Source organism: Streptomyces sp. BYX5S (assembly GCF_054724165.1).
This window is the reverse complement of record NZ_CM138829.1, coordinates 2976895-2989333: the sequence shown is the minus strand read 5'-3', so window position 1 is coordinate 2989333 and position 12439 is coordinate 2976895. Positions and strand designations below refer to the sequence as shown.

General features: G+C 73.1%; 9 protein-coding genes. 7 read left to right on the top strand and 2 right to left on the bottom strand.

The window, feature by feature from the left end; translation table 11 throughout:
- The first annotated feature begins 24 nt into the window (after nucleotides 1–24).
- The 6 genes from ACYBSK_RS13595 (at nucleotide 25) to ACYBSK_RS13570 (ending at nucleotide 6926) form a co-directional block, all read left to right on the top strand.
- Nucleotides 25–1110 (top strand): LacI family DNA-binding transcriptional regulator, encoded by a 1086-nt coding sequence (locus tag ACYBSK_RS13595; RefSeq protein WP_460246232.1) that lies wholly within the window; start codon nucleotides 25–27, stop codon nucleotides 1108–1110.
- Nucleotides 1111–1619: 509 nt separating this feature from the next.
- The gene (locus ACYBSK_RS13590) at nucleotides 1620–2807 is read left to right on the top strand and encodes a hypothetical protein (protein ID WP_460246231.1); all 1188 of its coding nucleotides are present in this window, start codon (nucleotides 1620–1622) and stop codon (nucleotides 2805–2807) included.
- On the top strand, nucleotides 2804–5002 hold the full coding sequence (locus ACYBSK_RS13585) for a tetratricopeptide repeat protein (RefSeq protein ID WP_460246230.1): 2199 nt from the start codon (nucleotides 2804–2806) through the stop codon (nucleotides 5000–5002). Before ACYBSK_RS13590 ends, ACYBSK_RS13585 begins: the two co-directional genes overlap by 4 nt.
- Nucleotides 4999–5637: a flavin reductase family protein gene (locus tag ACYBSK_RS13580; RefSeq protein WP_460246229.1), complete on the top strand. Its 639-nt coding sequence runs from the start codon at nucleotides 4999–5001 to the stop codon at nucleotides 5635–5637. Before ACYBSK_RS13585 ends, ACYBSK_RS13580 begins: the two co-directional genes overlap by 4 nt.
- Nucleotides 5638–5691: 54 nt before the next feature.
- Nucleotides 5692–6177: an Lrp/AsnC family transcriptional regulator gene (locus tag ACYBSK_RS13575; protein WP_457477167.1), complete on the top strand. Its 486-nt coding sequence runs from the start codon at nucleotides 5692–5694 to the stop codon at nucleotides 6175–6177.
- A 32-nt stretch (nucleotides 6178–6209) separates the two neighbouring features.
- Complete coding sequence (locus tag ACYBSK_RS13570) at nucleotides 6210–6926, top strand: HAD family hydrolase (RefSeq protein ID WP_460246228.1); 717 nt, start codon at nucleotides 6210–6212, stop codon at nucleotides 6924–6926.
- Here the strand turns inward: ACYBSK_RS13570 and ACYBSK_RS13565 are convergent.
- Both ACYBSK_RS13565 and ACYBSK_RS13560 read right to left on the bottom strand, forming a co-directional pair.
- Nucleotides 6874–8529: an AMP-binding protein gene (locus tag ACYBSK_RS13565; RefSeq protein ID WP_460246227.1), complete on the bottom strand. Its 1656-nt coding sequence runs from the start codon at nucleotides 8527–8529 to the stop codon at nucleotides 6874–6876. The two genes, ACYBSK_RS13570 and ACYBSK_RS13565, sit on opposite strands and share 53 nt — an antisense overlap.
- Nucleotides 8530–8540: 11 nt before the next feature.
- Entirely contained in the window at nucleotides 8541–9182 is a 642-nt protein-coding gene (locus tag ACYBSK_RS13560) for a TetR/AcrR family transcriptional regulator (protein WP_460246226.1), read from the bottom strand.
- Between the two features lie 87 nt (nucleotides 9183–9269).
- Here ACYBSK_RS13560 and ACYBSK_RS13555 point away from each other — a divergent pair, with 87 nt between their 5' ends.
- Nucleotides 9270–12419, top strand: coding sequence for a carboxyl transferase domain-containing protein (locus ACYBSK_RS13555; RefSeq protein ID WP_460246225.1), 3150 nt, complete (start codon nucleotides 9270–9272; stop codon nucleotides 12417–12419).
- The last annotated feature ends 20 nt before the right edge of the window (nucleotides 12420–12439 follow it).

Sequence of the window (12439 nt, the reverse complement as noted above, 5' to 3'; positions counted from 1 at the left end):
CCGCCCGGCCCCACAAGGAGTGCGATGACCCAGCTGCCCGCCCAGGCCGACCGCAAGACGGCCCCGGCTCCGCCCGCGACCGCTCGGCTCGCCGACATCGCGGCGCAGGCGGGGGTGAGCGAGGCGACGGTGAGCCGGGTCCTCAACAGCAAGCCGGGCGTCGCCGCGTCGACCCGGCAGTCCGTGCTCGCCGCGCTCGACGTGCTCGGCTACGAGCGTCCGGTGCGGCTGCGGCGGCGCAGCGAGGGCCTGGTCGGCCTGATCACTCCGGAGCTGGAGAACCCCATCTTCCCGGCGCTCGCCCAGGTCATCGGCCAGGCCCTGACCCGTCAGGGGTACACACCGGTCCTCGCGACCCAGACACCCGGCGGCTCCACCGAGGACGAGCTGACCGAGATGCTCGTCGACCGGGGTGTCACGGGCATCATCTACGTCTCGGGGCTGCACGCCGACACCACCGCCGACATGCGGCGCTACGAGCAACTGCGCGCGCAGGGCGTGCCGTTCGTGCTCGTGGACGGGTTCTCGCCGCAGGTGCGGGCGCCGTTCATCTCCCCGGACGACCGGGCGGCCATGCAACTGGCGGTCACCCACCTCGGCTCGCTCGGCCATTCCCGGATCGGCCTCGCGCTGGGGCCGAAGCGGTTCGTTCCGGTGCAGCGCAAGCTCGAGGGCTTCGTGCGGGCGATGCGGGAGCGGTTCGACCTGGGCCCGGACGACGTGGAGCGGGAACTCGTCCAGCACTCCCTCTACACCCTGGAGGGCGGGCAGGCCGCGGCGGCCGACCTCATGGACCGCGGGTGCACGGCGATCGTGTGTGCCAGCGACATGATGGCGCTCGGGGCGATCCGCGCGGCGCGGCAGCGGGGCCTGCAGGTGCCGGACGACATCTCCGTGGTGGGGTTCGACGACTCCTCGCTCATCGCGTTCACCGATCCGCCGCTGACGACGGTGCGCAAGCCGGTGCAGGCGATGGGGCAGGCGGCGGTGCGGACGGTGCTGGAGGAGATCGCGGGGACGCCGGCGCCGCACACGGAGTTCGTGTTCATGCCGGAACTCGTCGTGCGGGGGTCGACGGCCTCGGGGCCGGGTGTCGTCGTGCGGCGCTAGCCGCGGGGTGGGGTGAACGCGCCGCCGTGCCGGTGCGTATCCTTCTCTGAGTCCGGTGGCGCACCGGACTGTTACGGGGGCCAGGCCACGGTCGACCGAAGGCGCCGTGGCCGATTCGATCTTTTCTCATTGTTTCGAAAGCTGACTCTGCTTTCTCTTTTTCCCCGTGCCAGGAGCGCGGCTCCCCCCTGCCCGAAAACAGGCCGAAAAGCGAATGAGAAATTTATTTGCGGACGTTTCCGTTCCTCGTTGACATGCCCGAATTCGCGTGACAAAGCTTGCTGCAGCACAGCGATTCCGGAATTCGCGCAACGTCAATGATCCGGAAAGGGGGAACACCATGAAGAAGATTTCTGTGCGCAAGGCAGGGCCCATCCGTCTGACCACGGCCTGCTACTACCTCTGCGGCGACGCCGCGTAACGCGCCTCCTCGACCGGGGCCGGACCGCCTTCGGGGTCCGGCCCCGGTCACCTTCGACCGCCCGTCTCCCACAAGGGGGTGGTGCCGGATGAACGGCACCGTTCGGCTGCACCGGCTCACGATGGTCGCCGACACCGACGGCGTGATGGTCGGCCGGCCCGACACCGGTTCGTACGCGGTGTTCCCCGAGGAGGGGGCACAGGCGCTGCGGATGTTCGACGACGGCCGGTCCGTCACGGAGGTCGCCGACTGGTACGAGCGCACCTGCGGCGACCCGCTCGACATGGACGACTTCCTGGAAACCCTCGCCGAGCTGGGGTTTCTGCACACCGGCGACCCGGTCGCGGAGGAGCGCCGGGTGCGCTGGCAGGGGCTCGGCCGGGCCCTGTTCTCCTGGCCGGCCTGGGCCGCGTACGCCGTGCTGGTGGCGGCCGCGGTGACCGTGATGGTGCGTGATCCGGGGCTTCGCCCCTCGTACCACCAGGTGTTCTTCACGCACTATCTGACGCTCATTCCGCTGACCGTCTTCGCGCTCGCGCTGCCGTGCATCGTCGTGCACGAGGCGTTCCACGCGCTCGCCGGGCGGCGGCTCGGGCTGCCGTCGACGCTCGGGATCGGGCGCCGGCTCTACTACCTGGTCGCCGAGACCCGGCTCGATTCGCTGCTCAGCGTCGAACGCCGCAAGCGCTATCTGCCTTTCTGCGCGGGCATGTTGGCAGATGTCGTTCTACTGTGCGGGTTCACGCTTCTCTCGGTCGCGCTTGACATAAATGCAATTCCGTCCTGGATTCACAAACTCTGTCTTGCTGTCGCCTTCACGTGTGTCCTGCGTCTCATCTGGCAATTCCTCTTCTATTTGGAGACGGATCTCTATTACGTGGTGACGACGGCCACCGGGTGCACGGATCTGCAGAATGCGACGCGGTTCCGGTTGCGCACCGGGATCCGGCGGACGCTGCGGCTCGCGCCGCCGCGTCCGGACACCGAGTGGTCGGCGCGCGACCGGGCCGTGGCCCGCTGGTACGCGCCGCTGCTCGTCGCCGGCTACGGGTTCTCGCTGGCCTCGCTGGCCTGGGCGGGGCTGCCCACCGCCGTGCGCTTCTGGTCGACCGTCGCCGACCGGCTCGGCAGCGCGCACACCCCGTTCTGGGACCTGGTCGACGCGGTCGGCTTCCTGCTGCTGTCCGCGCTGCAGATCGGGCTGCTCGTCCACGTCACCCTGCGGGACCGGCGCGCCCGGACCCGACCCACCTCACCGCAAGGAGCCCTGACATGACCGCACTTCTGTCGACACGCCACTGGTGGTTCGACCCCACCGCGCACACCACCGCCGCGGACTCGCCGCCCGCGCCGTCCCTGGAGGTGCGCTGCCATCGCCGGTTACGCGGCCCGTTCACCGCGGCGCACTTCCTGCTGCACCGGGCGGTTCCGCAACTCGTCGCGCACGACAGTGAGTTGGTGGCCTCCGCTCGCGCCACCGAAGTGGAGTCGATCGCGCCGGAGCTGATGGCGATGGTGCCGACGCCGCCGCAGACCCTCACCAACCTCGCCAGCGCCAAGGAGCGCACCCGCTTCTACCCTGCGCCCCGCGCCCTGCGCCTCGCGCACGGCGTCGCCGAACTCGTCATGGACTGGGCGCGGATCGCCCACCCGCGCGGCCTCACCCTCTCCTTCCGGGGCCTCGACGAGGCCGATCCCACGGACCGGGACCTGGTGGCGGTGCTGCTGCGGCGCTGCGACCCCGCCACCCTGACCGTGGTCGTGGACGGCGCGGGGGCGGCCGACGACCTGCTGGGCAGGGCGCTCGCCGCGCACACCTGCCGGGTGCCCCGACTACCCGTCGCCGACCCGGAGCTGCTGCCCGACACCGACCTCGCGCAGCTCTACGTGGACGCCGACGGCACGAGCGACGACGCGCGTCTGCTGCGCGCATACGCGGCGCTGCCCGCCGCCGAGCGGGCCCGCCGGCACACCGCGCGCGCCGCGCTGCTCGCCGCGCGGGAGGAGCCGACGCTGCGGCTCGGCGCGATCCCGTACCACCTGGAGCACGGCGAGGACCCGCGCGGCGCGGGCGTCGAGGCGATCGTCGAGGCCGTCACCACGTGCTTCAACAAGGGCTTCTACGAGGCCGTCATCGATCTCGCCGAACGGGGCCGCGCGCTGCTGGCCGACACCGAGCCCGACCGTACGTACTGGAACCTGACGCACAAGATCGGCGCCTGCCTGTGCTATCTGGGGCGCGGCGTGGACGCCTTCGCGTACTTCGAACAGATGCGGCGCGGTGCGCTCTCGCCGGACGTGCACATGGGGACCGCGTACCTGTACGCCATGCTCTACACCCGGTTCCTGCCGAAGGACCTGCACGACGAGGATCTGGCGCTGGCCTGGGTGAACACGGCGATCTCGATCGCGGACGTGCACCCGGACCCGCACAAGCGGGTGCTGGTACGGGCGTTCATGCGCAACGCGCGGGCACTGGTCGAGCTGCACCGGGGCAACGCCGACGGCTCGCTCGCGCTGGTCGACGAGGCGATGGCGATCACCGACTCGGACTTCGGCCCGGACGAGCAACTCCTGCACCGCTCCGTGCTGTTGTACAACCGGGCGCAGGTGCGGGGCGCGCGCGGCGACCACACGGCCTCGCTCGCCGACTACGACGAGGTGATCCGCCGGGACCCGGACTACGGGGACTACTACTTCGAGCGGGCCGCCCAGCACCGCGCCCTCGGCCGTCCCCGTGAGGCGCTCGCGGACTACGCGGCGGCGATCCGGCTCACCCCGCCGTTCTACGAGGCGCACTTCAACCGGGCGGATCTGTTGCGGGAGTTGGGGGACGACGCGGGCGCGCTGCGCGATCTGGACTACGCGCTGTCCCTCGACCCGGACCACGTCGACTCGCTGCTGCACCGCGCGGACCTGGCCCTGGAGCGCGGCGACTTCGACCGGGCGCGCGCGGACATCGACCAAGGGCTGACCGTGGCGCCGGACAACGCCCAACTGCTGGCCGCGCGGGGCGCGTTGCACGCGGAGCTGGGCGACGGGCCCAGCGCGTACGAGAGCTACTCGGCGGCCCTGAAGGCGGATCCGCGCTGCCTGGCGGCGTGGGCGAACCGGGCCGTGCTCGCCTTCGACGGGGGCCGCCCCGCCGAGGCCGTCGCCGACCTGGACGCGGCGCTGGAGCTGGCGGACGACGCCGAACTGCGGGCGAACCGGGCCGTGGCGCTCCAGTCCCTGGGCCAGCACGGGCGCGCGACGGCCGACCTCGACCGGGCGCTGGCCGCCGCCGACGGCAGCCCCGACCCGGAGCTGCTGTACCTGCGGGGCGTCAGCCGTTTCGCCCTCGACGACCCGGACGGCGCGCTCACGGACTGGCGCGCGCACCTGGCCGCGTACGACCGCGACGGGGCGTCGCCGCACGCCGAGGAGATCCACGCCCGCGCCGGGGCCGCGCTGCGGGAGGGCGCCGCGTGACCGCGGAGGCCACCCGCCCGGCGCTGCCGCTCTCGGCGCAGCCGCTGTCCGCCGGGGCCGTGCGGGGGGCGGCCCCGGCGGACCCCACGGCTTCAGTGGGCGGTGAGGGGGTGCGTCCGGCGGTCTCCGTGGAGCCCGCGCGGGCCGAGGTCGTGCGGTCGGTGCTGCGGCGGCACGCCAAGGGCGTCGCCGTCGTCACGGTCGGCGGGGAGCCGCCCGCCGGGTTCTGCGTCACGTCGCTCGCCTCGCTCTCCCTCGATCCGCCGCTCCTGTCGTTCACGGTGGGGCTGCGGTCGGGGTCGTGGGCGGCGGTGCGGGACGCGACCTGGGTGATGGTGCAGCTGCTCGCGGCCGGTCAGGAGGAGGTGGCGCGGGTCTTCGCGGGCCCGCGCCACGCCCGCTTCGGGTCGCGCGTCCCCTGGCACCGCGATCCGCTGGGGCTGCCCGTCCTGGACGGGGTGCTGGCCCGCTTCGTGCTCACGCCCGTCGACATCCGGCCGGTGGGCGACCACGCGCTGGTCATCGGGCTTGTGGTGCGGGCCGGGCGGGGCGCGGAGGCGGGTCCCCTGGTGCACCACGAGGGGGCGTTCGTCGACCTCCCGGGGCCGTTGGGCACGACAGGCGCGCGGCACTGAGCCATTGGTACAGTCGGCCACGTTCCGCCGCGCCACCCAAGGAGACGCCCGCACATGGCCGTGGACCAGCTCGACACCCGTATCCTGCGCCTCCTCCTGGAACAGCCCCGGACGAGTGTGCGCGAGTACGCCCGCATCCTCGGCGTCGCCCGCGGCACGCTCCAGGCCCGGCTCGACCGGATGGAGCGGGACGGTGTCATCACGGGCGTCCAGCCGTCCCTCTCCCCCGCCGCACTCGGCCACCCGGTCCTCGCCTTCGTGCACATCGAGGTCACCCAGGGCCACCTGGGCGACGTCGGCGACGAGCTGGCCGGCGTCGCGGAGATCATCGAGGCGTACTCGATCACCGGTGGCGGTGACCTCCTCGCCCGCGTGGCGGCCCGCGACGCGGAGCATCTGGAGGACGTGATCCAGCAGCTCAACCGCCTGCCCGGGGTGGTCCGCACCCGCACCGAGGTGGCGCTGCGCGAGCGGGTCCCGCACCGGATACTGCCGCTGGTCGAGGCGGTCGGCAGGGCGGCGGGCCCGGCGCGCGGATGAGGGGCCGACCCCGGTCCTGCATCCTGGGCCACATGAGCGACGCGAACCACCCCTCGTACCGGTTCGGCGACACCGCGGTCGTCTTCGATCTCGACGGCACCCTCGTCGACAGCGAACCGAACTACTTCAAGGCATCCCTGGGCACCCTCGCCCGGCAGGGTGTCACGGACTTCACGTGGGCCGACCACGAGACGTACGTGGGGATCTCCACGCTGGAGACCATCGGCATCTGGAAGCGGAAGTACGGCATCGAGGCGTCGGACGACGCTCTCCTGGAGGAGATGAACGCCCGCTATCTGGAGCTGGCGCGCGCCGACACGCACGTCTTCCCGCAGATGCGGCTGTTCGTCGAGCATCTGCACGCGGCGGGCGTCCCGATGATCGTCGCGTCGGGTTCCTCGCCTGAGGCCATCGACGCGATCCTGACCGGTACGGGGCTCGGGGCGCAGCTGCCGCTGTACGTGTCGGCGGACGAGGTCGAGCACGGCAAGCCCGCCCCGGACGTGTTCCTGGAGGCGGCGCGCCGGATCGGCGCGCGGACCTCGCACTGCCTGGTCCTGGAGGACGCGGCGCCGGGCGCCGCCGCGGCGCACGCGGCCGGCATGCGCTGCATCGCGCTGCCGTATGTCGCGGCGCAGGCGGACGACCCGGCGTTCACCACGGCGGACCTGCTGTTCAAGGGCGGTCAGGAGGAGTTCACGGCACGGGCCGCGTGCGAGTGGCTCGAACGCTCAGCTCCGTCTTCCTGATCTTCCCGGTGGCGGTGAGCGGCAGTTCGTCGAGGATCTCGACGACGTCCGGGACCTTGTACGTCGCCATGTTCCCCGCCGCCCACTCCTTGAGGCCGGCGCCGGTGAGCGTGGATCCGGGGACGGTGCGGGCGAAGGCGTAGGGGCGCTGGCCGCTGGCCGGGTCGTCGACGGCGACGACCGCGGCGGCCAGCACGTCGGGGTGCTGGGCGAGCAGGGTCTCGACCTCGGTCGGGAAGACGCTCATCCCCTTGACCTTGATCATGTCCTTGTCGCGGCCGAGGTAGTGCAGGCAGCCCTCCTCGTCGAGGGCGCCGATGTCCCCGGTGTGCAGCCAGCCGTCGCGCAGCGCGCTCGCGGTGGCCTCGGGCGCCCGCCAGTACCTCGTGAGCACGGACGGGCCGCGCACCACGATCTCGCCCCGCTCCCCCAGCGGCAGCGGCTCGCCGGTGGTGAAGTCCACGACCATGAAGTCCGTGCCGGGTACCGGCAGCCCGCAGAACACGGGGTCGCATCGCAGGTCGTGGTCACCGCTTTGGAAGCCGAGTGTGTTGGTGTCACTGGTGTGTGTCTCGGTCATGCCGTACGAGGCCTCGCGCAGCACACTGTGCTCGCCGACGGCCGCCTTCCACCGGGCGCGCAGGGCGGGGGTGAGCTTGCGGATGAAGGAGACGGTGAGCGGCGTCGACAGGCTGCTGAGGTCGTGGCGCGCGAAGTCGGGGTGGTCGAGGAGTTCGAGGTAGTTCTCGACGGTGCCGGCCATGGTGGTCGCGCCGTGGGTCTCGATGGCGTCGAGGACCTCGGCGGCGTTCCAGCGGGCGAGCAGGACGCTGGTGCCGCCGGAGACGAGCGGGGCGAGGATGCCGAGGTTCTCGCCCGCTATCCAGAAGACGGGCAGGTAGCAGACGGAGACGATGCCGCGCTCGCGCTCGGCTTCGGTGGGCATCCGTCCGTTGTCGATGGCGGTGGCCGTGTAGACCATGTGCCGCTGGGTGTGCTCGCAGCCCTTGGGCAGTCCGGTGGTGCCCCCGGTGTAGTTGAGGGCGGCGAGCGCGTCGAGGTCGTCGGCGACCGGTTCGTGGCGGGGGTGTGCGAGGGCGTCCGGCCAGTCGGCGTCGGAGAGCACGGTGCGGACGGGGGTGTCGGCGCGGACCTCGTCGACGGCGGGCAGCAGCGCGTCCTGCGTGACGATCAACTCGGGCCCGGCGTCGTTCAGTTCGTGGCGCAGCTCGGCCGCGCGGAACATGGGGTTGACCGGGACGTGCACCGCTCCGATCCGGAGCACGGCGAGCAGGGCGACGACGAAGCGGGCGCCGTTCGGGAGGAAGACCCCGACGCGGTCGCCGGGGCGCACCCCCTGGTCCGTCATCCAGCCCGCCAACCGGGCGCTGTACTCGTCGAGTTGCCGGTAACTGAGAGTCTGGTCGGCGGTGACGAGCGCGGGCCGGTCGGGACGGAGCCCGGCCCACCGGGCCACATGGCCCGGGAGCGTCAGCTCACCCGCCGCGTGGCGGGTCTCGGAGGGCTGGCGGCCCGCCCTGGCCTTGGCCTGGCGGGCGCGCAGATCGTGCAGATACGCCTCGATGGATGTGCCGGTGGACAACGTGCGGCTCCCTACTGCTGCGGTGCTGCTCCGATACCGAGAAGGTGCAGGTACATGGCGGTCGCGTCCTCGACCGCCCGCTCGTACGCGGCCGGGTCCTCGGCCACGAGCCGGGCGAACTCGACGCTCATGCCGCCGACGGCGCGGGACAGCGTGAGCGGGTCGACGACCGGGTGGGCGCGGCCCTCCGCCGCGACCCGGCGCACGTAGCGTCCGGCGCGGCGGATCGGGCGCTCGCGGATCTCCTCCCACAGGGCGCGCACCTCGGAGTCGCCGCGCGCCTGCTGTTCGAGCAGGAGGAGCAGCGGGAGGTGGCGGGCGTAGGCGGCGATGAACGCGGCGGTGGAGGCACGCGCCACCGCCGCCACGTCGTCGGTGTCCACGCCGGGCACGTCCTGGGCGGCGAGGAACGCGTCCCGGACGCGCCCCGCGAGCACCCGGAACACCTCTTCCTTCGACGCGAAGTAGACGTAGAACCCGGCGCGTGACACCTCGGCGCGCGCCGTGATGTCGGCGATGGTCGCGGGCCCGTAGCCGAGCTCGCCGAAGACGTGTTCCGCCGCGTCCAGCAGCCGCCCGCGTGCCGGGGCGTCGGTCCGGTCGCGGGCGGTACGGACGGACCATTCCTGCTGGGTCTGCTGACTGCGTGCCACAGCGCCAGAGTATTGACGTTGACGTCAGTGTCAATGAGCATGACGGAATCCGGTCCTGAAACCGAATTCGACTTTCCGGAGGGGCACATGGGGTCTGCCGCCGTACTCGTCGCGAACCGCGGGGAGATCGCCGTACGGGTGCTGCGCGCCGCCGCCGAGCTGGGTCTGCGGGCCGTGGCCGTCCACGAGCCGGGCGACGAGGCGCACCTGCGGGGCGCCGACGAGGCCGTGCCGCTGGCGGCGGGCGGCTGTCTCGACGCCGAGGCGCTGGTCGCCGCCGCGCGGCGCACGGGATGCACGTATCTGCACCCCGGTTACGGCTTCCTGAGCGAGTCCTCGGCGCTGGCCCGGCGGTGCGAGGAGGCCGGTGTCACGTTCGTGGGCCCGTCCCCGGAGGTGCTCGATCTGTTCGGCGACAAGGCGCGGGCCCGTGCGCTCGCCGTCGAGGCCGGGGTGCCGGTGCTGCCGGGGGCCGAGGGTGACACCGCGCTGGAGGAGGCGCGGGCGTTCCTCGCCGAGGGGCCCGTGATGGTGAAGGCCGTGGGCGGGGGCGGCGGGCGCGGGATGCGGGTGGTCCGGGACGCGGCGGAGCTGGACGCCGCGTGGGAGCGGTGCCGGTCCGAGGCGCAACAGGCCTTCGGACGCGGCGCGTTGTACGTGGAGCGGCTGTGGGAGGGCGCGCGCCACATCGAGGTGCAGATCGTCGGCGACGGCGCCGAGGTGGGCCATCTGTGGGAGCGGGACTGCAGCGCGCAGCGCCGCCACCAGAAGCTCGTGGAGATCGCCCCGGCGCCGGGCCTCGACCCCGCGGTGCGCGACCGGCTCGTCGAGGCGTCCCTGCGCCTGGCGCGCGCCGCCCGCTACGCGGGTGTCGGCACGGTCGAATTCCTGGTGCGGGGCGAGGAGTTCGTGTTCATGGAGGCCAACCCGCGCCTTCAGGTGGAGCACACGGTGACGGAGGAGGTGACCGGCGTCGATCTCGTCGCGGCGCAGCTGCGCATCGCGGCGGGCGAGCGCCTGGCCGATCTGGGGCTCGCGGGAGAGCCGCCGGCGCCTCGCGGGTTCGCCGTGCAGGCGCGGGTGAACGCGGAGGTCACGGCGGCGGACGGCGGGGTGCGGCCGTCGGCGGGGCGGATCGCGCGGCTCGATGTGCCGACCGGCCCGGGGATACGGGTGGACACCGCCGTCCGTACCGGTACGGAGCTGGGCACGCGGTACGACTCGCTGCTGGCCAAGGTCGTCGCGCACGCGCCCGGTGGTGACTTCGCGGCGGCGTGCGCGCGGGCGCGGCGGGCGCTGGACGAGTTCACGGTGGAGGGCCCGGCGACCGGGATCCCCTTGCTGCGCAGGCTGCTCGACCACCCGGGGTTCACGGCGGGCGGCTACGACACCGGGTTCGTGGAGCGGCACCTGGCCGAGCTGGCGCCGCCGTCCGAGGCCCCGGAACGTCCGGCGGAACGGGGCACGGTGGCCGCGCCCATGGCCGGGACGGTCGTGTCCGTGGAGGCCGAGCCGGGCCAGGGCGTCGCGGCCGGGGCCACGTTGCTGGTGCTCGAAGCGATGAAGATGGAGCACGTGGTGCGCGCCGAGGAGGCGGGTGTCGTGCGTGAGGTGCGGGCCAGGGTCGGTGAAACCGTCGCGGAGGGCGCCGAGTTGGTGCTGCTCGACGTGACGGAGGGCGGCGCCGCGCTCGCGGAGGCGGACGTCGCGGTGGACCCCGACGCGATCCGCCCCGACCTCGCCGACTCCCTCGCCCGGCACGCCTTCGGACTCGACGAGAACCGCCCCGAGGCCGTCGCGAAGCGGCACGCCACCGGCCTGCGCACGGCCCGCGAGAACATCGCGGACCTGTGCGACCCGGACTCCTTCGAGGAGTACGGGGCCCTCGCCGTGGCCGCGCAGCGGCAGCGGCGCCCGCTCGACGAGCTGATCCGAGCGACCCCCGCCGACGGCATGGTCACCGGCACCGGCCGGGTCGGCGGGGCGCCCGCCGTCGTCATGTCGTACGACTACACGGTCCTCGCGGGGACGCAGGGGCACAACAACCACCGCAAGACGGACCGGATGCTGCACCTCGCGGAGCGGCGCGGGCTGCCCGTCGTGCTGTTCGCGGAGGGCGGCGGCGGGCGTCCCGGCGACACCGACACGTCGTCGATCGCGGGTCTCGACGTCATGACGTTCCATCAAATGGCGCGGCTGAGCGGCCGGGTGCCGCTCGTCGGGATCGCGTCCGGCCGCTGCTTCGCGGGCAACGCGGCGCTGCTCGGCTGCTGCGACGTGGTGATCGCGACGCCCGGGGCGAACATCGGGATGGGCGGCCCCGCGATGATCGAGGGCGGCGGTCTCGGTGTGTACCGGCCCGAGGACGTCGGCCCGCTGTCGGTACAGGTGCCCAACGGTGTCGTCGATCTGCCCGTCGCGGACGAGGCGGAGGCGGTGCGGGCGGCCCGCGCCTACCTGTCGTACTTCCAGGGGCCTCGGGCGAGTTGGGAGGCGCCGGACCAGCGGCTGCTGCGGCACGCCGTGCCGGAGAACCGGCGCCGCGCCTACGACATCCGGGCCGCGATCGAAGGGCTCGCGGACGTCGGCTCGGTGCTGGAGCTGCGGCGCGGGTTCGGCGTCGGGGTGATCACCGCGCTGGTCCGCATCGAGGGCCGGCCGATGGGGCTCGTCGCCAACGATCCGGGGCATCTCGGCGGCGCCGTCGACCGGGACGCCGCCGACAAGGCCGCGCGGTTCCTGCGCCGGTGCGAGGCGTTCGGGCTACCGGTCGTCTCGCTGTGCGACACCCCCGGGTTCATGGTGGGCCCGGACGCGGAGCGGACCGCGACGGTCAAGCAGTTCGCCGAACTGTTCATCGCGGGAGCCCAGTTGACGGTGCCGCTGGTGTGCGTCGTGCTGCGCAAGGCGTACGGGCTCGGGGCGATGGCCATGATGGGCGGTTCGACGCGGGCACCGCGGGGGACGGCGGCTTGGCCGAGCGGGGAGTTCGGCGGGATGGGGCTTGAGGGCGCGGTGCGGCTCGGCTACCGGCGCGAGCTGGAGGCGATCACGGACCCCGCCGAGCGGGAGCGGGCCTTCGAGGCGCGGGTCGCCGAGCTGTACGAGCACGGGAAGGCGCTCAACGCGGCGGCGGCGCTGGAGATCGACGCGGTCATCGACCCGGCGGACTCGCGGCGCTGGATCCTGTCGGCGCTGGACGCGTCGACAGCTCCCGAGGGCGATCTCAAGCATTGAGACGGGCGCAGAAGGGTACT

Excerpts from the sequence above, each read along its gene's own strand:
- ACYBSK_RS13570 (WP_460246228.1), top strand. The coding sequence starts at position 6,210 with ATGAGCGACGCGAACCACCCCTCGTACCGGTTCGGCGACACCGCGGTC.
- ACYBSK_RS13595 (WP_460246232.1), top strand. The coding sequence starts at position 25 with ATGACCCAGCTGCCCGCCCAGGCCGACCGCAAGACGGCCCCGGCTCCG.
- ACYBSK_RS13585 (WP_460246230.1), top strand. The coding sequence starts at position 2,804 with ATGACCGCACTTCTGTCGACACGCCACTGGTGGTTCGACCCCACCGCG.
- ACYBSK_RS13575 (WP_457477167.1), top strand. The coding sequence starts at position 5,692 with ATGGCCGTGGACCAGCTCGACACCCGTATCCTGCGCCTCCTCCTGGAA.
- ACYBSK_RS13590 (WP_460246231.1), top strand. The coding sequence starts at position 1,620 with ATGAACGGCACCGTTCGGCTGCACCGGCTCACGATGGTCGCCGACACC.
- ACYBSK_RS13555 (WP_460246225.1), top strand. The coding sequence starts at position 9,270 with ATGGGGTCTGCCGCCGTACTCGTCGCGAACCGCGGGGAGATCGCCGTA.